We start from the raw sequence: 25421 nt of genomic DNA on the forward strand, positions 1-25421 counted from the left end.
CATTAGAATAAATTTTATGCAAGCTAGGTAAGTTTATGTGGCAGTTGAGTATAAAAAATGCCCATTTCAGGGTGTGAAATGGGCATTGATCAGATCGTTATCTACTTAGGAGTCGGAAATTTTCAGTCCAGATAACCATGAACGTAATGAGGCCGGTTTCAGCGGTTTTTTCAGCAGAACAATGTTTAGCTCTTTTAGACGTTGCGGCAATTCCGGATCGGAATCGGCGGTAATCAACGCGACCGGAATATCCTTCGAACGATGTTCCAGAATGAAATCCAGACCGATCTTGTCCTGATTCAGATGTTGATCCACCAGCCAGACCTGAATATTTTCCTGCTGAATCAGCATGGCTGCTTGTTCAGGTTCAGTGGCTTTAAACACCTGATAGCCCCATTTGGTCAATAAGGTCGACATGCCTTCCAGAATGGTTTCATCATTATCCAGACACAGAATCTTAAAGGCCTTGCTCTTTAAAGGTACGGCCTGAACCGGTGCTGCGACAACTTTTGGTGCTTCGATCACAGGCACTTCAATCATAAAGCAGGAACCTTTACCCAGCGCAGAAGACACATGTACCGGATAGTCCAGCATGCTGGTCATGCGTTGTACGATCGCCAAACCTAGGCCCAGACCCTGTTCACCCCAAGGCGAGGTGTGGCCGCAACGTTCAAATTCCTGAAACAGTTTGATGCGCTGTTCTTCGGCAATGCCCGGGCCAGTATCCCAGACGCCAATACGGATATGATTCGGTCTGCTGCTCGAACGTAATACACCGACCACCACTTTACCTCTGGCAGTATAACGCAACGCATTGCTGACAAAGTTCTGGATAATGCGGCGAATCCATTGTGGATCGGTATCAATCCAGAACTGTGCATCATGCACACTGAACTTGATACCACGCTGTGCAGCGATGGATTTGAACTGGAGTTCCAGATCGCTGAGCAGGTCATGCAGCGGATAAGCCTGACGTTTCGGCTGAATGGTGCCGCCTTCCAGTCGGGCAATATCCAGCAGGGCAGACAACATGCTTTCTGCACCATGCAAAGCACGATCCAGTTGTTGTAAGGTCTTGCGGTCTTCATCATTCTGCACGCTTTGTTCGAGTGCGGTACTGAACAGGCGCGCGGCATGCATTGGCTGCAACAGGTCATGACTGGCGGCTGCAATGAAGCGGCTTTTTGACATATTGGCCTTATCGGCCTGTTCACGCGCCAGTTGCTGCTCGGACAATGCATCGGCCAGCTGCTGGGTACGGTCCTGAACGCGGGCTTCAAGCACGGCTTCATTTTCACGGAAGGCAGTAATATCGGCGAAAGTGGTAACGAACCCGCCGCCTTCGATCGGATTGCCGCGCATCTGAATGACGCGGCCATCTTTACGAATCCGTTCAAATTCATGGGCACTGCCGACCTGCATCCAGTGAATCCGTTTCCGTACATGTTCTTCAACCGAGCCCGGGCCACATTCACCACGTTCAGCGTTATAACGGATCAGGTCTGCGATTGGACAACCGACATAGACAATATCGGTCGGATAATCGAACAGTTTCAGATACTGATTGTTCCATGCGACCAGACACATGTTTTCATCGACTACGCTGACCCCTTGGGTCATGTGATCAATCATGGTCATGATCAGGTTCTGATTAAAGCGTTGCCATTGCGAGGCCTGATCGAGAATATTGGCGACCTGACCCAATGCCAAACCATTATTAACCATAGCTGTGGTCAACAGGGTACGTGCCGAGGCTGCCCCGATAGTCCCCGCCAGATATTGCTCAGTGAAACGCCACCACATGCCATTGGCACTGCTGTTTTCATTCAGTTCAACACTGTTTTGGGTGCAGAACTGCTGAAAAGCGCGGGTAGTAGGCCCTTCACCGGTAATGCGTTTGGCCAGGGTAATCAGGTCACCGACTTTTAAACGTGCGACATCCTGATGCGAATAGCTGACCTCGGTAGAAGGACTCTGCGAGGGTAGTGGCTTGGTTTCATAATAGAAGAAACTTTCGGCCTGAATCTGTTCGGCAATACTCGGACGGAAAATACGGGAAATCCAGATATACAGCAGGGTATTTAAGCCCAGTGCCCAGACTACTCCATGCGTCAGCGGATCAAAAGACTCAAAACCAATCAGGGCTTCCGGTCTTAACCAGTTCCAGCCAAAAGGACCTTGATTCAGCAAGCTTTGGCTAAAGCTGCTATAGGCTTCGGGCAGGCTGCGCAAAATGGTCGGAAACAGCAGGGTATAAGCCCACAAGGCAAAACCGGTCAACAGTCCGGCATAGACACCCTGTTTACTACCGCCACGCCAGTACAGGCCACCGATCAGGGCAGGGGCGAATTGTGCCACCGCACTAAATGCCAACAGACCAAAAACCGACAACTGGTCAATATCATTAAAGAAATTGAAGAACAGGAAGCCCATCAACATCACGCCCAGAATACAGACCCGACGGGTAAATTTCAGCACCAGCGGCAAGCGTTTGTCATGCCGGGAAATCAGCTTTAAACGCCACAACGCCGGCATGATCAGGTCATTGCTGAGCATGATTGACAGTGCCACGGAAGACACCAGCAGCATCCCGGTAGAGGCAGAGAAACCACCCAGAAATGCCAATAAGGTCAACCAGTCCTGATTATAGCTAAGTGGTAAGGACAGGACCGCCACATCCGGAATGGCCAGATATTGCGGTGCAGCATGTAGCGCCCAGCTGGCAATTGGAATAATCGCCAAGGTAGTCAGAATCAAATAAACTGCAAACCAACGCCGCGCACCACGAATATGTTTTTCATCACGTAGCTCAACCACAGCTACATGGAACTGACGCGGCAGGCAGATAATGGCCAGTGCCGCGAGCAGGGTCTGAATCCAGAAACTTTGTGGCACGCCAAACAGTTGTACATCATGAAAAGTAGTGCTGATATCGCTACTGATCTGTGCCAGATTTTCTGGTGCTTCAAACATAAAGAAACAGGCAACTGCCAGCAGGGCGAAGAGTTTGACAAAAGACTCAAATGCCACGGCCAGCATCAGGCCGCCATGCTGTTCAGTATTGGCAATCTGCCGGGTACCAAACATCATCGCCAGTATTGCCAGAACCCCGGTCAGAAACAGTACGCCATTGGTCGTGCCGGTTACACCTGCGGAAGGCTCCAGAATGACGGCGGCACTCAGGGCAATCGCACGTAACTGTAAGGCCAGATAAGGCACAATCGCCACCACCGCCAGAATGGTCACCAGCGAGGCGAGGGGACCACTTTTACCATAGCGTGCTGCGACAAAGTCAGCGATCGAAGAAATGGCATGATGCTGTCTCACCCGTCCCAGACGGCGCCAGATGTCATAGCCGACAGCAACAAAGAGCAGCGGACCCAGATAGATCGGCAGGAAAATAATGCCTTCACGTACCGCAGCACCCGTGGCGCCGTAAAAGGTCCAGGAGGAGCAGTACACTCCTAAAGTTAAACTAAACAATAGCATGCGCCCACGGGTACTCAGCCGGCTGGCATGTTTTTCCCCGTAGAAAGCGCAGATAAAGAGTAATGCGATATAGAGGGCGAGTACCCCTATGATGAGCCAACTGTTCATATAGCCTGATGTGTACTGAGCATGCCGCTATGATAACGCATCGTGAACGCTACAGTTTAAATTGATCATTTTTTAACGACCAAAGTCTAAATTACAAGCACCTACGATTATTGTTAACTTGCAACAGTGATAATTCGAATTAAAAAATAGGCAGCCCAAGGTTGGGCTACAGGAGTAGTAATTATGGATGAGGTACAAGTAGATCGTATTCTACAAAATCCAAAATTCAAGGAAATGGTCCGCAAGAAAAGTATGCTCAGCTGGACGTTGACCGGCATTATGCTATTTGTCTATGTGGGTTTCATGTTGCTGGTTGGTTACAACAAAGAATTTCTATTGTCTTCAATTTCAGGTGGTGTGACCACGTGGGGTATTCCACTTGGTCTGGGTATCATTGTCCTGTCGTTTATCTTGTGTGGTGTGTATTCCTACATTGCCAATAACAAACTTGATCAATTGACTGAAGAAGCAATCCGTGAAGTCGAAGCGATTGCGCATGAAAAAGGACACCACTAAGATGAAATGGAATTCTCTTATTGCCCTGGCGACCACGATAGTGGCTTCAGGCGTTGCATTCGCTGGTCCCGATCTGGGTGCAGCAGAACAGCAGGCGACCAACTGGCACGCGATTATCATGTTTGTGATTTTCGTAGGTGCTACGCTGTTTATTACCAAATGGGCAGCAAAACAAACCACCAATACCAAAGACTTCTATACTGCCGGTGGCGGTATTTCCGGTTTCCAGAATGGCCTGGCGATTGCCGGTGACTATATGTCAGCTGCATCGTTCCTGGGTATTTCCGCGATGGTATTCCTGTCCGGTTTTGATGGCTTGCTGTATTCACTGGGTTTCATGGTGGGCTGGCCGATTGTATTGTTCCTGGTGGCAGAACGTCTGCGTAACCTGGGTAAATACAACCTGTCAGACGTAGTGTCTTTCCGCTTGCAGGAAAAACCGGTACGTACCTTGGCTGCTTTAAGCTCGCTGGTTGTGGTTGCGTTCTACCTGATTGCACAGATGGTGGGTGCAGGTCAGCTGATTAAACTTCTATTCGGTCTGAACTATAATATTGCAGTCGTGATCGTTGGCTTGTTGATGATGGCTTACGTGATGTTCGGCGGTATGTTGGCAACCACTTGGGTACAGATCATCAAGGCGGTAATGTTGCTGTCTGGTGCGACCTTTATGGCATTCATGGTCATGAAAGGCGTGGGCTTCAGCTTTACCAACATGTTTGAACAGGCGATTGGTGTTTATTCAAAAGTACATGATTTAAGCCTGACAGATGCCACCAAGATCATGGGGCCGGGTAGTCTGGCGTCTAATCCGATTGATGCGATTTCTTTAGGTCTGGCATTGATGTTTGGTACAGCAGGTCTGCCACATATCCTGATGCGTTTCTTCACGGTAAAAGATGCCAAAGAAGCGCGTAAATCAGTCGTGGTTGCTACAGGCTTTATTGGTTATTTCTACCTGCTCACCTTCATCATTGGTTTCGGTGCGATTCTGTATGTATCGAACAACCCGCAATTCCTTGATGTTGCGAAAATGGCAGTGACTGGCAAGCTGGAGCTGGTCGGTGGTAATAACATGGCGGCGGTGCACCTGTCTGATGCAGTGGGCGGTGACCTGTTCATGGGCTTCATTTCTGCAGTTGCATTTGCCACGATTCTTGCAGTCGTTGCTGGTTTGACCCTGTCAGGTGCTTCAGCAATTTCGCATGACTTGTATGCCAACGTGTTGAAGAAAGGCCAAACCACGCCTGAATCTGAACTACGTATGTCTAAAATTGCGACTTTAGGTCTTGCGATCTTCGCGATGATTCTCGGGATTCTGTTCGAGAAACAAAACGTAGCCTTCATGGTCGGTCTGGCATTCTCGGTTGCGGCATGTGCCAACTTCCCGGTACTAGTATTGTCTATGTTCTGGAAAGGTTTGACGACACGTGGTGCAGTTATTGGTGGTGTTGCCGGTCTGGTAACCGCAGTAACCTTGATTGTGCTGTCTAAAGCAGTATGGGTCGATACTTTGGGTATTTCTGATACGCCAGTGAACCCGTTCAATGGTCCTGCAATCTTCGCGATGCCATTGTCATTCTTGTGCTGCTGGTTGTTCTCTGTGACGGATAATTCGGCACAGGCTCAGGCAGAACGCAAAGCCTTTGATGCGCAGTTTGTACGCTCACAAACCGGTATTGGTATCTCAGGCGCATCGGATCACTAAGATCTGCGCTACGCTAAAAAAGCCCCGTCAGGGGCTTTTTTTATGGAGATATCATCAAGTTTTTTCTTTAGGATAAATGCCGTATTGCATTGAGCTGGCTGGATTTGTGCAGTGTTATTTCAGTAATTTTCATACAAATCGTATATCTGCAAGTGGCTTTGAGCATGCTATGTTAAAATCTGTTAACAATAACAATGTATTCCCTACATGAAGATAGTAACAAGAATAGCAACAAGAAGGGCATTATGAAGCAATCTCTGCAGCAGTTCTGGAACAGCTTTACCCATTTGCCTTCGGCATGGCTGTTGTGCCTGCAATTGCTGATCTTGCTCTTGTCGGTATTGAGTTATGGAAGCATGTCTTATCGGGCGGGAACCTGGGTACTGGGTGTTCTGGTTTTGCTGGTGATTGCCAGAGTCATTCGCCAGACTCCGATGTTTACCATTTTAGGACTCAGCTTTGTCGCCGGCGCAATTCTCTTTTCCTCCCTGATTGTGCTGGGACTGCGTTATACCTGGATCCATGTCACCGCCCACCTGTTTGAAGCTGGTGCTTATTTTAGTGCAGCCTATGGCCTACTGCGTTATATGTTTCATGACCGTTATCTGACCAAGGATGAACTCTTTGCCGCTGGCGCAGTATTTACCTTGCTGGCCTGGGGCTTTGCCTTCCTCTACAGTATCTGTCAGCTGCTGGTGCCGTACAGCTTTTCAGACCCCGATCTGCAAGCCTATCAACCCTGGCTGGATCTGATTTTTCTTAGTTTCAGTGTGCAATCTGCAACAGGACTGTCTGATATCATGCCGGTCAGTCCGGTCGCACGGATGCTAGCCATTATCCAGATGTTTGTCGGGGTGATGTATCTGGCGCTGATTGTATCCCGCTTAATTGCCTTGCAATATATCGCACGTCTACCGCATAAAAAGAACGTGAAAAATAGAGAAAACCCGCCTGGGCAATGAGACTCATCCTTTTATTGTATTTGTTACAGTAACTTAACGGCTTTATTTTGTGTCACATCCTAAAATAGCAGGAGATCTAGCTCCCATAGACTGAATCTGTCTGATCATTTTGACCTTACCAATAATTATTTGACGCTGTTTGTCGATCCAATTTTTAAAAAATGGAGGATGTATGCCTTCCACAAAACCATCCTGTTTTGCCAATATCAATCCAAATGTTTTTATCAGTACTGTCGCCATTATTGCGATATTTTTAGCGTTGGTCGTATTTGCACCCGATGCTTTTTCAGTTTTTACCCAGCAACTGAACCAGTGGATTACCACGTCCTTTAGCTGGTTCTATGTATTGTCGGTGGCGATATTTATCATCCTTCTGGCTTATATTGCCCTGTCGGATATGGGCAAAATCAAACTGGGGCCCGAGCATAGTCAACCGAAATATAGCAGTGCCTCCTGGTTTGCGATGTTATTCACCGCAGGAATGGGGATTGGCCTGATGTTCTTTGGTGTGGCCGAACCGGTGATGCATTATGTCACGCCACCTGCCGGTGAACCTGAAACCGTACTGGCTGCACAACAATCTATGCGGGTCACCTTTTTCCACTGGGGCTTACATGCCTGGGCCATTTATACGCTTGTTGGCCTGTCGTTAGCTTATTTTGCTTATCGGCATCAATTGCCTTTAAAAATCCGTTCGGCCTTGTATCCGCTGATTGGTCAAAAGATCTATGGACCGATTGGAGATGGCGTCGATACCTTTGCCACCATTGGTACGGTATTTGGTGTCGCTACTACGCTTGGTTTCGGGGTGACCCAAATCAATTCAGGTTTGAACTATTTGTTTGGCATTGAACAGGCACCCAGTACTCAGGTCATTTTGATTATTGTGGTCAGTGCCATGGCGGCGACTTCTGTATTTTTTGGATTAGACAAAGGAATTAAACGTTTATCTGAACTAAATTTGGTACTTGCACTGCTGTTGCTGATTTTTGTCTTTGTGGCAGGTCCGAGTATTTATCTGTTACAGACGACTATTCAGAATGCCGGCCAGTATGTTTCAAATCTGTTCAGTATGACCTTTAATCTGTATGCCTATCAGCCAAGTGGCTGGATTGGGGGCTGGACCATCATGTACTGGGCCTGGTGGATTTCCTGGTCGCCATTTGTCGGGATGTTTATTGCCCGGGTCTCGGAAGGCCGCAGTATTCGTGAATTTATCGTGGGTGTATTGCTGATTCCGACTGGATTTACCCTGATCTGGATGGGCTTTATGGGCAATGCCGCACTGTACAGCATTATGCATGAAGCCAATACTGGCTTATTAGAGGCAGTTCAGCGTGATTCATCAGTGGCCCTATTTGAATTTCTGAACAATCTGCCTTTCAGCTCAGTGACCAGCATCATTGCAACTTTACTGGTCATGCTGTTCTTTGTGACTTCTGCCGATTCAGGGGCATTGGTGACTGATTATCTGACAGCGAAAAGTGATAATTCACCGACTTGGCAGCGTCTGTTCTGGACCGTACTCATGGCTTTATTAGCCATCATCCTTTTGCTGGCCGGTGGCTTAGAGGCCTTGCAATCGGCCACGATTATGAGCGCTTTGCCATTTACATTTATTATGCTGCTGATGTGTTGGGGATTAATCAAAGCCCTACATCTGGATGTCACCAAAATGCATGCACTGCAAGCCGCACGGATTACCCCGCGTGCGATCCAGAATCCACGCAGCTGGCAACAGCGCTTAGGCCTGATCATGCATTATCCGCATACTCAGGAAGAGGTGCAGCAGTATATTCACAATACGGTGAATAAGGCATTTCTCAGCTTTCAAAGTGAATTGAAACGGCGCCGATTACATGTAGCGATTAGCCCGCTAGAAGACGGTATACAGCTCCGTGTTGATCATCAGGATGAAATTAATTTTATCTATCAGGTCAATGCCACTCAGACTTTAAGTCCAAGCTTTATGGCTGAACTGGAGAATGCGGGAGTAGATTCCTATCAGGCAGAAGTCTTTTTAAGAGAAGGTGGGCAGGGTTATGATGTGATGGAGTGGACGCAAGAAGATCTATTGCAGGATATCATTGATCAATATGAACGTCATTTGCACTTCTTAAGTCTGGTACGTACGCCTGAGTAAATAGAGTCATAAAACAATAAAAAAGGACGCAATATGCGTCCTTTTTTGATTCAGAATCTAATCAGAAATTAGAAACGGAATTTGGCATTTACGCCGATCGTTTGAGTATCACGAACTTGAGCAGTTTGCGCAAGATTTGCTTCGTAGTTAGCATTTACATAAGATGCGCCAACTGCAACAGCAGGAGTAATGAAGTAGTTTACGTTCGCGCCCCAAGCTTTGTCTGGAGAACCAGCAAAGCTAGATTCCATATAAGAAGCACCAACGCTTAACTGTGGGTTAAGGAAAAGAGTTGTACCTAAGTTGTAGGCAGTATCTTCACCATAAACTAAACCGCTTTCAAAACCAATTGACATGTTAGTACCGTCGATTGCACCAACGTATTTAGTACGTGCAGTGATCGCATCTGTCTTATCAGCAATTGTTGCAGATTCAAGAGCAGCTTTAGCAACGCCGTTAGACACAATATTGAATGCATCTAAAGAAGCTTGGTCAGCAACGCTGGTATAACCAACAGCAACTAAGAAGTTAGGAGCAACTAAAGCACCAAGTTCTAATGCATAACGGTCGCCTTGATCGTCAGTTGCGTTAGCAGTTTTGCTATCAGCAATGGTATGGCTATAAGAAGCGCTTGCATAAACAGGCACAACTGAAGTTGGAACGTAAGCTTCACCTTTTACGCCGTAAGTATGATTTACAGTACGTGAACGTCCAGCTTCTTCTTGACCGTTTTCGCCATAGCTATACGCTAGAGCAACATTAGAAGCTTGGTTCAGGAAAGCAGCTTCAGCTAAAGGACCTTTAGAAGCGTCTACATCTTTGAAGTAGTAAGTACCTTGAACAGCGCCAGTGAAGTCTTTGTCATTTGCAGTGTTGTCGATGTACTCTGACTGACCTTGAACTTCGAATTGATATGCTTGAGCACCGGTCATCGCTAATAATACAGCAGTGGCTAAACCTAGTTTTTTCATGATATTTACCATTTTGTTACAAAAGATGTACAACATAAAACGTATTGTATTGTAACAATTTATTAAGTCAATCCAATTCGAAATCGCTATTTTTTTAAGCTAAATCATTGTATTAATTTTGTGTAAAATTCAAGTATTAGGCTCCGAAGCTATTTTATATAAAAACTCTTGTATAACAAAAATCTAGACTTTAAATATAGAATCGGGACTAAAGATTAAGGAGAAATTATGTTGTTATTTTAATCAATTAATACGATTAATTATAATATATTTATCTATTAAAACAATTAATAATAGGTGAGTTAATTCATAAATGTGTCAAGAAGTGCAAAATGTCTGGCGCATCAGGTCTTTGATTGGATTGCTTGATTTTAAAGCATCATCAGCTTGGATCTTAGAATAGGTGTCTGTTTTTTGAGCTAAATGGGCATGTTTTATAATCTTGACTGGAGCAATCGGCTTTACATTTTGAGGGGAATTTTACATAATATGAAAATCAAGTTAGAGTTCACACTTTTATAGTGATTTAGCCTGATTCTCCACAATTTTTTGTTTTATCGCCCAGCTTTCCCCAAGGTTGGGCTTTTTTTTGTCCAGCATTTTTTATTTCGGATCATTCCGTTTCTGAAAAACCTTTAATTAAAAAAGATGATAAGAAGAAATATTATAATAATTTTAAGCACCAAAATAGTGCATATTAAAAAGTAAAAATGTAGGTCTAAAATTCAATAGCTAAAAAAAACCCCAATTTTCATAGAAAATCGGGGTTTTTTCGCCAAAATTTGCGGGTAAACTAAAATATCTGCTGAGGAATAATTTAACTCGCCCTAATGCGGTGCATTATGCACCTATTTGTTGCAGGTGTAAATAGTGCAGAAAGCAAGTTTTTATATTTTTTTAGTTGCTTAAATTCCCTTGTTTTTGTAAGACTTTATAGGGAGCTGTGGTCACGAAACTCTGCATTAAAGTTGCAAATGAACCAACTTAAATATCTGAAAAATAATAGATGATAAAAACTCATTAAAAACATAAGTGAAGTGAGACTAAAGGCTTTAAGACCATCCTGTTTTATTTGTATAATAATCAATCTATTTAGCTTTGCTTGTCATATTGGGGCGTAATACAACAGCATGAATACCTTACGCTCTGAGTGGATCAGTAAACGTTTGTACTGGTCGATGTCGATTATTATTTTATGTTTACTTTGCATCTGTATTCCCTTAATTGTGAGTAGCAGTCAAAGTTATTTAAAATCCAGACAAACCTATCAACAATTGAATGCCTTACAGCAGGTCGCTGATCTGGCGAATAAAATTTCGCGTGAGCGTGCGCCTGCCAATAAAGCCATGTCCAGTTCGGTGCAGGAATTTTCCCAGCATCAGCAAGAGTTAATCAGCTATCGACAGCAGGTTGATCGGCAGCTCTCCCAGACGGTTGATGTCTTGACGGAGGTCGGTTTTAACAATCTGAGTCAGCAACTTTCATAGCTTGGAAATAGTTTGAAAAAAGGCCATGCACAGGTTGGCCTATACCCGGATACCGCGTCAGCAACGCAGTGCACAAGAACTTGATCAGGCAATTCTGGCTATGTTTGCTGTCTGGGAAAGTTGCCGCGAACTTTTGCGTGACGTGGCGGTGGCTTCAGATCGCTCATCCACCCATCTGAATAACTATATTAGAGCTAGATTTTAGTTTTATCTGATTTATGTGATCAGGCCGATCGTATGGCTTCAACTGTTATGGCACATGTGACTTTTGGAGCTCCGCTTCCCACTGAAAATATTACCCGCTCTTTACAGACCCAACATCAGGTGCGTTATTTGTGGGCGTTAATTGATACCATTCAACCTGTTCAAGATAAGACCGAGGAATTTATCCGTTTACATCGACGGATAGAAACCGAGTTTATTCAGCGAGGTTTACCCATTGTGAGTGAGCTGATCAGTGACAGTCTGGAGCAACGTGACTACCGTTTGAACGGGACAGAACTGACTGAAGCAGTTGTAGATAAATTTGCGACTGCGGTAGATCGGCAAACTTACCTACTGCAATACAGCAGAGATGCCGCTATTCAAGAAATGAACAGCAATATGCAGCGTTTGATCTGGAGCGTGTTGGTATCGTTGATTTCATTGCTGACTGTGATTTCTACCATGATATTTGCACGTAAACAGGTCTTCCTGCCCCTCATTCAGGCACGCCGCATGCTATTGAGTTTGTCTAAAAACTCGGATCGTCAGAAAATTGATATGCGGTTGCGTGGAGTGAATCATTCGGATTCTTTATTTGCTGCTATCCAGAAATTGCAAAAAATGTTGCAAGAACGAGATGCGCTAGAATTCCGTTTAAAGAATATTGCCCATTCCGATTCTTTGACCGGGCTCGCTAACCGTTTCGCGCTGGAAGAATATATCCGTTTTATGGAAAATCAGCCGGGTCAATTGAGCCAAACCTGTTTGATGATTATTGATATTGATCATTTTAAACAGGTGAATGATCAATATGGGCATATTATTGGCGATCAGGTGATTCGACTGGTGGCCGAGCGTTTACAGGCCAATGTCCGTGCTACAGATTTGCTGGTGCGTTATGGGGGCGATGAATTTCTGGTGCTGATTGAAAATATCCAGATGCAGCAGGCATTGATTGTGGCCGATAACATTCGGGCTGAAGTGGCTGAGCGTCATATTTTGACTGCAGCAGGAGACGAGATTCAGGTTTCGGTTAGTATCGGAGTCGCCATTGGTGCCGTGTCCTGGATGGCTTTATTGTCAAATGCTGATGATGCTTTGTTTAAGGCCAAAGCGAAGGGGCGCAATGTGGTGGCTGAGGTTTAGTTCAAAAGACTGTTTTCTCTACTTTTGAACTGCACAAAAGTAGCAAAATGCACTTGTTCGACTGATGCTAAGTCCCTTTAGCACAGTCGAACGGGCGACATCCATGTCGCCAGTCATGTGATCTAATTTGGATGATCTCTGGTTTTGTCGATCAGATAGTTAATAAAATTTGTGCAGGCAACAAGCATAAATTTTGCATCGATATAAGAAAGATTTGATTCGTCTAACATTGCATGGCGAATACCATCTGCATCGGATGTATAACCATATAAAGATTTAATACTGGCTTTTAATGCAGGATGTACTGGATATTGTTTTTCAATTTGACCAATTGCATCACCTAAAGTTACTTTGTCCTTCTTTAATATTTTTTGACACATACCTTCTAATGCCGAAACAGATTCTTTAATCGAATTTCGATAGTCAGGCTTTTGACGATCTGACATCAGTTTTAAAGCTTGATTTAAATGTTGTTGAACACCTAAATATTGATTTGTATTTTCTAAAGCAGTTTCGATGGATTGAATTTCTTGTTCGGAAGTTATTGGAATGATTTCGTCATTTATAATTCGGTAAGCACTATTTTCACGCTCTAGCATATTGTTGATATTAGTTATAAATGAATCTTTATTACTTACTCTTTGATAGGGGTAGTGCTCAATTGTTTCTTCAATCAAGCTATAAATTTCGTGCCATGCACAATTAAAAAAGTAATCTCTAATTATTTTTAAAGAATCAGATGTCCATTGAGGGATGGTATCTGTAGGGTTTTTAAAAAGATTAAGCCAATAAGATTCTACTAACGAGTATATATTTGAATTACGGGTAAAAGAGCTTTGATTATGTCCATGTTCAATCCGATTCCAAATATAGCTATGAAAAACACTCCACAAACCATTTTTTAAAGCATCATCTATACTTTCTTTTTGAATAATGTCACGTACGGGCTTATAACCATATCTTTCAGAAAATCGCATTTTGTTCCCCCTCAAACAAATTTAAGAATAGATTTATTTTTTTAATCCACCCTAACCCTCCTTTGCGAAAGGAGGGAATGCCTCCTCTTTATCAAAGAGGAGGCTAGGAGGAGATTTTTATTTCAATAACGGCTTCAAGAATTTACCCGTATGTGAAGCTTTGACTTTCACGACCTGTTCAGGCGTACCTTCCGCAACAATCATACCGCCACCCGAACCGCCTTCAGGGCCAAGGTCTACGACCCAGTCTGCGGTTTTAATTACATCCAGGTTGTGCTCAATCACCACAATGGTATTACCTTTGTCACGTAGCTGATGCAGGATATCCAGCAGTTTGGCAATATCATGGAAATGCAGACCCGTGGTCGGTTCATCCAGAATATACAGGGTTTGACCGGTATCACGTTTGGCCAGCTCACGCGCCAGTTTCACCCGCTGCGCTTCACCACCAGAAAGAGTGGTCGCAGACTGACCCAGACGGATATAACCCAGACCCACCTGATGCAATGTTTCCAGACGACGGTGAATCACCGGAATCGCATCGAAGAAATGCATGGCATCTTCAACGGTCATCTGCAAGACATCGGAAATATTCTTGCCCTTATAGTTTACTTCCAGCGTTTCACGATTATAGCGTTTGCCATGACAGGCATCACATGGCACATACATATCCGGTAGGAAGTGCATCGCTACCTTGATCATGCCGTCACCTTCACAGGCTTCACAGCGGCCACCTTTCACGTTAAACGAGAAACGACCGGCAGCATAACCGCGTGCCTTGGCTTCTTGCGTCTGTGAAAACAGTTCACGAATCGGGGTAAATAGGCCGGTATAAGTCGCCGGATTGGAACGCGGGGTACGTCCAATCGGACTCTGGTCAATATCCACCACTTTGTCGAGAAACTGTAAACCATCAATCGATTCAAACTTTTCCGAAGTTAAAGTGGTGGCACCATTGAGCTGGGTCGCCGCCAAAGGTAACAAAGTCCGGTTAATCAAGGTCGATTTACCTGAACCGGACACCCCGGTAACACAGGTCATAATACCTAAAGGAATGGTCAGATCGACTTTTTTCAGGTTATGCCCGGATGCTCCCATTAGCTTGATCTGTTCTTTAGGCTTAGGCGGTTGAATCCGTTTTTTCGGCACTTCAATTTTTAATTTTCCGGATAAATATTTTCCGGTCAGCGAGTCCGGATTGGCCAGAATTTCATCATACGTTCCTTCGGCAATCACATGCCCACCATGCACACCGGCACCCGGACCGATATCAATAATATGATCGGCGGCACGAATCGCATCTTCATCATGCTCGACCACCAGCACGGTATTGCCCAGATCACGCAGACGGATCAGGGTTTGCAGCAGACGGTCGTTATCACGCTGATGCAGACCAATTGACGGCTCATCCAGCACATACATGACGCCCATCAAACCGGCACCGATCTGTGAGGCCAGACGGATCCGCTGCGCTTCACCACCCGACAGGGTTTCTGCAGAACGTGACAGGCTGAGATAATTCAGACCGACTGAGACCAGAAAGTGCAGACGTTCACGGATTTCTTTAAAAATCTTGTCGGCGATTTCACCGCGTGCGCCTTCTAGGTTAATGTCCTGATAATAGCTTTCGGCATCGCCAATCGACATGCGGGTAATGTCAGCAATGGTCTTGTCCAGAATTTTCACATTACGCGAGATTTCATTCAGACGTGAACCATCACATGCATCACAGGCAGCATTGGACAGATATTGAGCCAGATCATCACGCACATAATTACTTTCAGTTTCGCGGTAACGACGTTCCAGATGTGGCAAAATTCCTTCAAAAGGAATGACCCGATTGTGGCGACGGCCACGTTCATCGATATAGCTCAGATCAATTTTTTCTTTGCCAGTACCGTACAGGAATTTTTTCTTGGTATCGGCATCCAGTTCATTCCACGGGGTCTCTAGAGAAAAGCCAAAATGATCGGCCACTTTCTGGATCATGCTGTAATAATATGGACGCTGATGGTCCCAGCCACGAATGGCCCCCTGACTGACACTGACTTCAGAGTTGGGAATCAGTTTGTCGGCACTAAAATGACTGCGTGTTCCCAAGCCATCACAGACCGGACAGGCACCAAAGGGGTTATTGAACGAGAATAGACGCGGTTCCAGCTCAGCCACAGCACGGTCACATTGCGGGCAGGAGTGCTTGGCTGAAAACACGCGATCGCTATGCTCGCCTTTCATCCAGGACAGAATGGCGATATCACCGCCGAGACGTAGCGCGGTTTCAAAACTTTCTGCAATGCGGTTACCTAAGTCATCACGGACTTTAAAACGGTCCACCACCACTTCAATGGTATGTTTTTTCTTTTTGTCCAGTTCAGGTGGCGGATCAATTTCCATGATCTCGCCATCGACGCGGGCGCGGACGAAACCCTGGCTTTGTAGCTGTTCAAACAGCGCCGTATATTCACCTTTACGTTCACGCACCACCGGTGCTAATAGTAAAAGAGCAGTGCCTTCTTCTAATGCTTTGACTGCATCGACCATTTCAGTAACCGTTTGTGCCACCATCGGCAGATCATGTTCAGGACAGAACGGTGTACCGACACGCGCATACAGCAGGCGTAAATAGTCATAAATTTCGGTAATGGTACCCACGGTCGAACGCGGGTTATGACTGGTCGATTTCTGTTCGATGGCAATCGCTGGACTCAAGCCTTCAATAGAATCCACTTCCGGTTTTTCCATCTGGGAGAGGAACTGGCGGGCATAGGCAGACAGCGATTCCACATAACGGCGCTGACCTTCGGCATATAAGGTATCAAAGGCAAGCGAGGACTTTCCTGAACCAGACAGTCCCGTAATCACCACAAACTTGTCGCGTGGTATATCAAGGTTCACATTTTTCAGGTTATGGGTACGTGCGCCTCGAATACGGATGTGGCTTTGGCTCATGCAAGGATCCTAGAATATTCATCAAAAACCCTTATATGATACCGGATGAAAAATGTTCAAGTGCAAATAAAAGTATTTTAAACGTCAAGTTATGTCGGTGATTGGTCAATTCATCACAACATTAAGAAACACAACAGCAGATCATTTAAATATTCACAATGATCATGTACAAGGCCAATACCTAACAAGCTGCTGCATAGCGGCGTTCAAAGATAGACTCGATCTCTTCAAAGCAGCGGTCACGTAGCACATCATGATGCAGACGTGCATAAAAATTCACTTCATTTTCTAGAATGTGAAGAAAGTCCTCATAGTCTTTTTGGAAAAAATCCAGGTCGAGCAAATCGTTACGGCGTGCCTGATGACAGCGATACTTTTCAATAAATTTCAGCAGGTGTTTCTGGATATGCGTGTTGGTGTGGTAAATCAGATAAGTCGCTGCCGAGCCACAATCTGGACAGCCTTGTTCCAGATAGATTTCTTTATTGTTGAACCAGCAACATTGCAGGGTGAAAAATGCCCGAATCGCTTCGGTGCCTAAAGTGTCCATATCATCTGCCTTTTTCCGGGAATGATTTTATTAATTGATAATTATTCTCAATTATTGTGCGGCAATTTTGGGCTTATAGCTAGGTCTAGCGTAGCGGCCCGTTCTATCCTTGTTTTTTTCAGACTAAGACGTTTTTATGATCAATTCATGACAGTAGAAATTTTTTTTGAACGGCTATAATCAAAAAGCCCTGTCTTAAACAGGGCTTTTTTTATTCGTCCGTCTTATTCATCCAGACCAGGCCACTGGCGTTGCTCAAAGGCACTGTCCCAGAACAACCATTCCAGGCGTGCAGCATGCGTATAAGCTGCATGCATTTTTTCTAGTGTATCGGCATCAACACGCGCTGCAACACGGTCAACGGTCGCAATCACATTCCGCACCGCAGTGTGGAACTCTTCTCCTGAATAGGTATCCACCCAAGCCTGATACGGATTATTCGGCGCAGAGTTGTCGACAATATCTTTACCAACTTCGGCATAAATCCAGAAACAAGGCAGCAACGAGGCTAGCACCACCGGGTAGCTTTCTGACCAGGCGGTCGAAGTCAGATAAGAAGTATAGTGATGACATGCCAGCGTCAACGGTGTCTGCTCAAATTGCTCTTTGCTAATGCCAAAATCTTGCATAAAGCCATCATGCAGGCTACGTTCCACCACAATCGCAATTTTGGCTGCCTCGGCAAACTGGATTACATCGTCCGCTTCAAAAGCTTTGGCGGCACACACGGCCAGTGCACGGCCATAGGCCAGTAAATAATGCGCATCCTGAATCACATAATGACTAAAGGCTTCACGGCTTAAAGTACCTTGTGCCAGTTGCTGATTAAAGGGCAGGGCCAGGGTCTTCTGATAAAGTGTGAGATTACGTTGCCATACCTCTTGTGAAAAACTCATGCTGAAAATCCTTCGCAGTTCAAGTTAAACCATGCGGCACTATAGCAAAGATCGGGCTGTTTAAAAGATCGGCAAATTTTAAAAACAGAAAATAAGATAAAACGGCTCAGGAAGTGCTTTGGTTTATGCGCTAAAAGTTTCATAATTAGCTTAACTTTTCCTATTCGTATTGCTGCTCTTTCGCAGCCATACATTTATTTAATTTATCCAAGGTCGTTGTGTATGTTGAAACATTTTGGTTTCTCGATTGCATTTTCGATCGTGTGTCTTGGTTTGTCTGCGTATTGGGGTTATACCCATGGTCCTGACGCAGGCCTGCAAACCATGCTCACAGCGCTAACCATCACCGCTATTTTAGCGATTATGGAAGTGTCGTTGTCCTTTGATAACGCGGTTGTTAATGCCTCAGTCCTACGGGGTTGGGATCATTTTTGGAAAATGCTGTTCCTGACAGTCGGTATTCTGATTGCAGTTTTCGGGATGCGTTTGATCTTCCCAGTGGTCATTGTTGCAGTGACTGCAGACCTGGGCTTTATGGAAGTGGTACGTCTGGCCCTGAATGATCCGAAAGAATATTCAGCACGTTTAATGGCACATCATCCTGAGATTGCTGCTTTTGGTGGTGCTTTCCTGTTGATGGTATTCCTGAACTTCTTCCTGGATGAAGAAAAAGACACGCATTGGTTCAGACGAGTAGAACGCCGTTTATCCAACCTGGCCAGTGTTCCGGCGATGTCGGTGTTTATCGCACTGGTGGCCTTGTTAATCATGGCAGCCAATGTCGATGAAGCCAAGCGTCTGGCAGTGACTATGGCCGGGATCTGGGGCATCGTGATTTATATCGGGGTGCAGGTTCTGAGCCATATGCTCGGTGGTGAACCGGAAGTCGATGAAGAAGGCAATGCCATTCGTCATGATGAAAATGGCGTACCGACGGGTGTAGTGAAAGCCGGTATTGGTGGTTTCCTCTATCTAGAAGTCCTGGATGCCTCTTTCAGTTTTGATGGCGTGATCGGTGCCTTTGCGATTACCTCAGACGTGGTCATCATCATGCTGGGTCTGGCAATTGGTGCGATCTTTGTCCGTTCAATGACGATTTATCTGGTTGAGCAGGGCACATTGGATGCCTATATCTACCTGGAACATGGTGCGCATTATGCCATCGGTGCACTGGCTTTCATTATGATTGCCAGCGGAACCGGTCTGCATGTACCAGAAGTGGTGACCGGTCTGATCGGTGTAGCCTTTATTGTCTGGGCAGTATTCGCCTCAATTCAATACAAAAAACGTCAGGCGGCTTTAGACAAATAAAGCGCTATCCCTGAACAAAAAGCGTAGCTCCGGCTGCGCTTTTTTGTTTTTAGATTGGCATCATTTTTATTTCAAATAAAATTCATGTCTTATTAATGAGCTGAATGTCCTATAATCTGGGCTCCAGATTAATTAACCCAATCGCCATAATTTATGATGAATGCTTTAGAACGTCGTTCAACCTTTGCCCTGAGCAGTATTTTTGCACTGCGCATGCTGGGGTTGTTTATGATTATCCCGGTGTTTTCTGTGGCAGGGCAGGCATATCAATATGCAACACCTGCACTGATCGGTTTGGCGGTCGGGGTCTACGGTCTGACTCAGGCCTTATTGCAGATTCCATTCAGCCTGATTGCGGATCGTTATAGCCGTAAGCCACTGGTGGTTTTGGGACTGCTATTATTTGCGCTGGGTGGTGCGATTGCAGCCATGTCGGACACCATTTATGGCGTGATTATCGGCCGTGCAATCGCTGGTGGTGGTGCGGTATCCGCTGTGGTGATGGCACTGCTGGCAGACGTTACCCGTGAAGAAAACCGCATGAAAGCCATGGCCATGATGGGCATGAGTATCGGCCTGTCTTTTGTGGTGGCCTTTAGTCTGGGGCCTTGGCTGACGGGTCTGGTCGGTATCTCTGGGTTGTTCTGGGTGACCACGGTGATGGGCCTGGCGGCGATTGCCATGCTGTTGATGGTGCCTAAAGTCACGCGGCATCATAAAAACTTTCAGCAGGGCTATCTGGCACAGTTGAAACAGGTAATCAAAATCGGGGATCTGAACCGTCTGCATGTGTCGGTCTTTACCCTGCATTTATTGCTCACCGCGATGTTTATCTATGTACCTTCGCAGCTGATCGAATTTGCTGATCTGCCACTGTCCAGTCATGGCTGGGTATATTTGCCGCTGTTGGTGCTGAGCCTGTTTTTTGCTTTTCCAAGTATTATCCTGGCAGAAAAATACCACAAAATGCGCGCGATTTTTCTGGTGGCCATTACTGGCATTATTCTGGGCCTAATGGTGATGGCATTTGGTTTTGAATCCAAATATGTCTTGCTGATTGGTCTAGGGCTGTTCTTTATTGCTTTTAATGTGATGGAAGCCTTGTTGCCGTCCTGGTTGTCGAAAGCGGCACCGATCCAGTCCAAAGCCACCGCAATGGGCGTAAATGCCAGCAGCCAGTTTTTAGGGGCGTTCTTTGGCGGTATGATTGGCGGACAATTATTACTGCTGAACAATACCTCGATGGGCTGGAGTATCCTGACAGGGATTGCGATAATCTGGCTGCTGATGAGTTTTGGCCTGGCACAGCCACGCTATCTGTCATCGCTGGTGTTGCGTTTGCCGGAAAGCAGACAAACTGACGAATGGACTTCTCAGCTTTTGGCGATTCGTGGTATTGAAGAGGTCGTGGTGATGTCTGAACAGCAAGTTGCCTATGTAAAAGTCGATAAACAGCAGATTGATGATGCTTCGCGACAACAATTAACGCACTTGTTGGGTAAAGAGGTAGCCATTTAAGCATAACTCTTATAAAGTAAAATACAGAAATATATAGGAAGTAAACGGCAAATGCGTGGTGTAAATAAAGTTATTTTAGTGGGTACTTTGGGTAAAGATCCGGAAACCAAAACTTTTGCAAATGGTGGCTCTCTCACTCAATTCTCGATCGCAACCAGCGATTCGTGGACAGATAAAAGTACCGGTGACCGTAAAGAACAAACGGAATGGCACCGTATCGTGTTGCATAACCGTTTAGGTGAAATTGCACAGCAATATCTTCGTAAAGGCTCAAAAGTATATATTGAAGGTTCATTACGTACCCGTCAGTGGACTGACCAGAATGGTCAGGAGCGCTATACGACGGAAATTCGTGGTGAACAAATGCAGATGTTAGACTCTAGCCGTCCTCAAAATGATCAGGGCGAGAGCAGCTTTAACCAGCCACGCTTTAATAACAATAATCAGGCGAACAACAACCAGGGTGGTTATGGCAATAACCCGCAATCAGGTTATGGTTCAGCGCCACAGCAAGGCGGTTTTAGCAACAACCAGGGCGGCGGTTATGGCAACAATAATCCGAGTGGTTTTGCGCCAAAATCTGCACCTGCTCCAACAGCAGCACCTGCAGCAGATCTAGATGATGACCTTCCATTTTGATCTATTAGAACGGTAAATCATCATTAAAACCCACCTGAATGCGGTGGGTTTTTTATGTCTTGAAGATTGGTATTGAGTTTGCATAAAGCCCGACTTATTAGAAGAATCATAAGTGTTAAAGCATTATCTTGCTTTTGATCAGCACAACTCTGCATCGAGAAAATAAATGAGATTAACAATACTAATAGAAATTAATGATCTAAAAAAGCGATCATTTTTATAAAAACTTGCGGTTTTACCTATTTTGAAATTTTTCGTATTCTAGCTTCACAAGATAAGCAATCCCAGAAATAAGCCAGAGGAAATATCTCATGAGTTTAATCAATACTGAAATCAAATCATTCAATGCAACTGCTTACCACAATGGTCAGTTCATCGAAGTTTCTGAGCAAGACCTGAAAGGAAAATGGTCAGTGGTGTTTTTCTATCCTGCAGATTTCACCTTTGTTTGTCCAACTGAATTAGGCGATCTTGCTGATCAGTATGCTGAATTCCAGAAAATGGGTGTAGAAATCTATGGCGTGTCTACCGATACTCATTTCACCCATAAAGCTTGGCATGATACCTCTGACGTGATTGGTAAAATCCAGTATCCATTGATTGGTGATCCAACCTGGACATTGTCTAAAAACTTCGAAGTACTGATTGAAGCTGAAGGTCTGGCAGATCGTGGTACTTTCGTAATTGATCCCGAAGGTAAAATCCAGATCATTGAAATCAATGCGGGTGGTATCGGCCGTGATGCACAAGAGCTTCTTCGTAAAGTGAAAGCTGCACAATATGTACATGCGCACCCAGGTGAAGTTTGTCCGGCAAAATGGAAAGAAGGTGAAGCAACACTTGCTCCATCAATCGACCTGGTGGGTAAAATCTAATTCAAACCTAATGCTTTGAAGCAAAAAATCCAGCACAAGTTGCTGGATTTTTTATTTTTTTAGTTTAGATATTTATGAATTCTAGACAAAAACATCATGCTGTTTGATTCCGATTTGAGAACACAATGAGGATTGATGAATTGCACTCTATGCTTTTTAAGCGGCATATTAGAGGCAATCAAGTAAGCTCAGTACCATGCTGCATGATCAACTAGGGCTTAAAACAAAGAAGCCTCTGCTTTCGCAGAGGCTTTTATTTTATAAGGCGCTGTAGTTTCTTGTCGTTTTAAACAATTTTCGCATAAACGCATCTGAATGGAACCGGATGAATTTATGGTTTTCTTATGCTGCGAATCATAGGTATTTAAAAAGTATTTGTCAACCAAGGATTATAAAAATGGTTAATTAAATTATTTGTTTTTAAAGCGAATTTTCAAGTTTTTAGATAAAAATATGAATAAAATCTTAGATTTGATGGAATTTTAACTAAGGCAGAAAAATGAATAAAAAGCAGGTGAAATTGAACAAAAAGGCCTTTACGAAAAACATATATTCTGGAAGATTTTAATAACCTGTTTGATTGGCGCATGGTACATAATTTCTGTAGTTTTTCAATGACGGATGATCAGTTTGGATATCGCAGTAATTGGTAGTGGCATGGCCGGACTGGCTTCAGCCAGAATTCTCCAGGACGCAGGGCATCACATCACGATTTTTGAAGCACTTCCAGGTCGCGGCATGGACAGTCATAGCCTTGAATTTGAAGGGGGCCTGATTGACGCACCTTTACGTGTGATGAACCCCTATCTGTGGAAAAACACCCTGAGTCTAGCCACACATCTGGGCATTAAAACTTATCCGGTGCGGACCTATATGGCCTGCAGCTGGTTATTTGAAGATAAAACTGAAACCTGGCTGACCACATCGCGTAGCCGAATTGGCAATATCCCGATCATCAATAACCGGAAAGGCCTGCAACAATATGGCTGGCGTCTGGTCAAAGGCCTGTTGCAGTTAAAAGTTGCATTGACCAAATTCTTTAAATCGAAAAATCAGGACATCAGCCTGGCAGAATTTATCAATCGTAACGAGATTGAAGAAGTGTTCTGGCACGGTGCGGTGATGCCGGTGCTATATACCATCTGTACCTGCAATCCGAAAACCATTGGTGAATGGCCAGCTAAACCGTTGTTAATTTTTCTGCGTCAATTAACCGATGGTGATGCTTTACTGCGTCTGCAAGGCGGTACACCAGCGTTGGTCGATAAGCTGATTGAAGGCATTCAGATTGAAGACGGTTCAGCAATTACACTGGTACAAGAGCAGGGCGATCAGGTCAAAGTTGAAAATGCGGCCGGTTATTCAAAACTGTTTGACCGGGTGATTGTCGCGACACCGACCACCAAAATTGAGGAGTTCCTGGATCCGGTACAATTCGCCAGTGAAATTGAATTATTGAAGAAATTCAAATTCGAACAAGGCGAACTGGTGATTCATACCGATGCCAGCGTAATGCCGCCAAAACGTAAAGACTGGGCCGTACTCAGCTATATGATGGACCGTAAATTTACTCGTCAGCAATTTACCGTGTGGCTTAACTCGATTGAACCTTCTTTGGTTGGCAAGTCGGCCGTGTTTCAGACCTGGCGTCCGGTAACCGACATTGATCCGAAGAAAGTGATCAAATCGGTAATGCTGACACGTGCAGTCGTCGATGCTAATACGGTGGCACTGAATAAGGAATTGCAGCAACGTCATCTGGATGCCAACCGTAAGGTCTTCTTCTGCGGTTCATGGTCATGTGACGGTTTGCCGATTCTGGAATCGGCAGTGACCTCAGCGATGAAGATTGCAGAAATCTTTGGTGCGCCTTTACCATTTCAGGGTTTAAAACCTGTGGTTGAGGTTGCTCCGCAACTGGGTTATTAATCCATGCAATGGCTTCAGGCACTGCGTCAGCATCTTCCCCAGCACAAGTATGCAATTGATGCCGCTGTGTTGGGCGATCACGCGCAATTGCCCTGGAGCAATTTAGGGTATTGGCAAGCAGGTCAGCAGGATTATGCGGCTGCCTGTCGTATGCTGGCCGATCACCTTGCGCAAACTGTAAATTTAAATTCAAAAGATAAACTGCTGGATTTAGGCTGCGGTCAGGGCGCCAGCTTGCTGCACTGGCAGCAACATTATCAAGTGCAATATCTGGCCGGGGTTGAGCTGCAGGCTGCCTGTGTGGCCAATATTCAGCAATATTTACCAGAACTGAATGCCATTTATCAGGCGTCATTTTTGCGTTTAAAAGAATTGCCATTTTCCCAGCGTTTTGATGTGGTGTTGTGCCTGGATGCGGCTTATCACAGTCCTGTGCCTTTATTCTTGGAGCAGGTCCGCAGTGTTTTAAATTCAAATGCACGGATTGGTTTTCATCATCTGGTTTTGTCCGAGCGTTGGGAAAATTTAAATGCATTACAACGGCGTAAATATCAGTTTTTATTGAAATCTACTGATGTGAATTTAAAAGATTTAATGACAGTGGGTGCATTATATGCCTTTCTGGATCGATTTGAATTTAAAAATATTCAGATTCAGGATCTGTCCGAGCCGGTATTTTCCGGCTTTGCGGATTACGTGCAAAAAACTTTGAATTCAAAAGCATCAGATGATCAGGCTCAAGGTTCAAAACTGGATCATTTTAAAATTCAGATGACAGCGAAACTATGCCGAAAATTATATCAGGAAGGGATTGTGAGATATGTGCAAGTGACGGCACAATCGAAGCACTAGAAAGTGCAAGAAGACTCAGCTCAAAATACTAAAACCCAGAAACATCAAAGCCTCACTAAAAGCGAGGCTAAGATATGGTGCCGGCACACGGATTCGAACTGTGGACCTACTGATTACAAGTCAGTTGCTCTACCAACTGAGCTATGCCGGCATGGTGGAGTGCATTTTACAGATTTTTTTGGGTCACGCAA

Annotated in this window: 16 protein-coding genes, 1 tRNA gene and 1 pseudogene; 11 read left to right on the plus strand and 7 right to left on the minus strand. The window is 44.9% G+C overall.

Going from position 1 to position 25421, the window contains the following annotated elements:
• Positions 1–105 precede the first annotated feature (105 nt).
• A complete protein-coding gene (locus tag FTT86_RS06095; protein ID WP_005108125.1) occupies positions 106–3597 on the minus strand; it encodes a PAS domain-containing hybrid sensor histidine kinase/response regulator in 3492 nt (1163 codons plus the stop codon).
• 183 nt (positions 3598–3780) lie between these two features.
• Between FTT86_RS06095 and FTT86_RS06100 the strand changes: the two genes are divergently transcribed.
• The 4 genes from FTT86_RS06100 (at position 3781) to FTT86_RS06115 (ending at position 8926) form a co-directional block, all read left to right on the plus strand.
• Positions 3781–4113, plus strand: a complete 333-nt coding sequence (locus FTT86_RS06100; protein ID WP_004281374.1) for a DUF485 domain-containing protein — start codon at positions 3781–3783, stop codon at positions 4111–4113.
• Between the two features lies 1 nt (position 4114).
• Positions 4115–5821 carry a cation acetate symporter gene (locus FTT86_RS06105; RefSeq protein ID WP_004729195.1) on the plus strand — a complete coding sequence of 569 codons (1707 nt, stop codon included), beginning with the start codon at positions 4115–4117 and terminating at the stop codon, positions 5819–5821.
• 245 nt (positions 5822–6066) lie between these two features.
• Positions 6067–6783 carry an ion channel gene (locus tag FTT86_RS06110; RefSeq protein WP_005105364.1) on the plus strand — a complete coding sequence of 239 codons (717 nt, stop codon included), beginning with the start codon at positions 6067–6069 and terminating at the stop codon, positions 6781–6783.
• Positions 6784–6955: 172 nt separating this feature from the next.
• The gene (locus FTT86_RS06115) at positions 6956–8926 is read left to right on the plus strand and encodes a choline BCCT transporter BetT (RefSeq protein WP_180180821.1); all 1971 of its coding nucleotides are present in this window, start codon (positions 6956–6958) and stop codon (positions 8924–8926) included.
• A gap of 68 nt (positions 8927–8994) precedes the next feature.
• On the opposite strand, the gene omp33-36 is transcribed toward FTT86_RS06115, so the two are convergent.
• Entirely contained in the window at positions 8995–9909 is a 915-nt protein-coding gene (gene omp33-36 / locus FTT86_RS06120) for a porin Omp33-36 (RefSeq protein WP_257220113.1), read from the minus strand.
• A 1118-nt stretch (positions 9910–11027) separates the two neighbouring features.
• Between omp33-36 and FTT86_RS06125 the strand changes: the two are divergent.
• Positions 11028–12734 (plus strand): annotated as a pseudogene (locus FTT86_RS06125) (diguanylate cyclase).
• A 122-nt stretch (positions 12735–12856) separates the two neighbouring features.
• On the opposite strand, the gene FTT86_RS06130 reads toward FTT86_RS06125, so the two are convergent.
• From FTT86_RS06130 to tenA, 4 genes are all read right to left on the minus strand, one after another.
• A complete protein-coding gene (locus FTT86_RS06130) occupies positions 12857–13711 on the minus strand; it encodes an AbiJ-NTD4 domain-containing protein (RefSeq protein ID WP_180180822.1) in 855 nt (284 codons plus the stop codon).
• Positions 13712–13828: 117 nt separating this feature from the next.
• Positions 13829–16660 (minus strand): excinuclease ABC subunit UvrA, encoded by a 2832-nt coding sequence (gene uvrA / locus FTT86_RS06135; RefSeq protein WP_180180823.1) that lies wholly within the window; start codon positions 16658–16660, stop codon positions 13829–13831.
• 181 nt (positions 16661–16841) lie between these two features.
• Positions 16842–17210, minus strand: a complete 369-nt coding sequence (locus FTT86_RS06140; RefSeq protein WP_180180824.1) for a hypothetical protein — start codon at positions 17208–17210, stop codon at positions 16842–16844.
• A 224-nt stretch (positions 17211–17434) separates the two neighbouring features.
• Positions 17435–18106, minus strand: coding sequence for a thiaminase II (tenA, locus tag FTT86_RS06145; RefSeq protein WP_180180825.1), 672 nt, complete (start codon positions 18104–18106; stop codon positions 17435–17437).
• Between the two features lie 222 nt (positions 18107–18328).
• Between tenA and FTT86_RS06150 the strand changes: the two genes are divergently transcribed.
• From FTT86_RS06150 to FTT86_RS06175, 6 genes are all read left to right on the plus strand, one after another.
• Entirely contained in the window at positions 18329–19417 is a 1089-nt protein-coding gene (locus FTT86_RS06150; RefSeq protein ID WP_180180826.1) for a DUF475 domain-containing protein, read from the plus strand.
• A 153-nt stretch (positions 19418–19570) separates the two neighbouring features.
• A complete protein-coding gene (locus FTT86_RS06155; protein WP_035340698.1) occupies positions 19571–20935 on the plus strand; it encodes an MFS transporter in 1365 nt (454 codons plus the stop codon).
• 51 nt (positions 20936–20986) lie between these two features.
• Entirely contained in the window at positions 20987–21574 is a 588-nt protein-coding gene (gene ssb / locus FTT86_RS06160) for a single-stranded DNA-binding protein (protein WP_180180827.1), read from the plus strand.
• Between the two features lie 311 nt (positions 21575–21885).
• Entirely contained in the window at positions 21886–22449 is a 564-nt protein-coding gene (gene ahpC / locus FTT86_RS06165; protein WP_005105379.1) for an alkyl hydroperoxide reductase subunit C, read from the plus strand.
• 621 nt (positions 22450–23070) lie between these two features.
• Positions 23071–24378 (plus strand): FAD-dependent oxidoreductase, encoded by a 1308-nt coding sequence (locus FTT86_RS06170; RefSeq protein ID WP_180180828.1) that lies wholly within the window; start codon positions 23071–23073, stop codon positions 24376–24378.
• Positions 24379–24381: 3 nt separating this feature from the next.
• Entirely contained in the window at positions 24382–25230 is an 849-nt protein-coding gene (locus tag FTT86_RS06175) for a cyclopropane-fatty-acyl-phospholipid synthase family protein (RefSeq protein WP_180180829.1), read from the plus strand.
• 75 nt (positions 25231–25305) lie between these two features.
• Here the strand turns inward: FTT86_RS06175 and FTT86_RS06180 are convergent.
• Positions 25306–25381: transfer RNA gene (locus FTT86_RS06180), tRNA-Thr, on the minus strand.
• Positions 25382–25421 lie beyond the last annotated feature (40 nt).

This window comes from Acinetobacter sp. YH01021 (assembly GCF_013420255.1).
Classification (GTDB): Bacteria; Pseudomonadota; Gammaproteobacteria; order Pseudomonadales; family Moraxellaceae; genus Acinetobacter.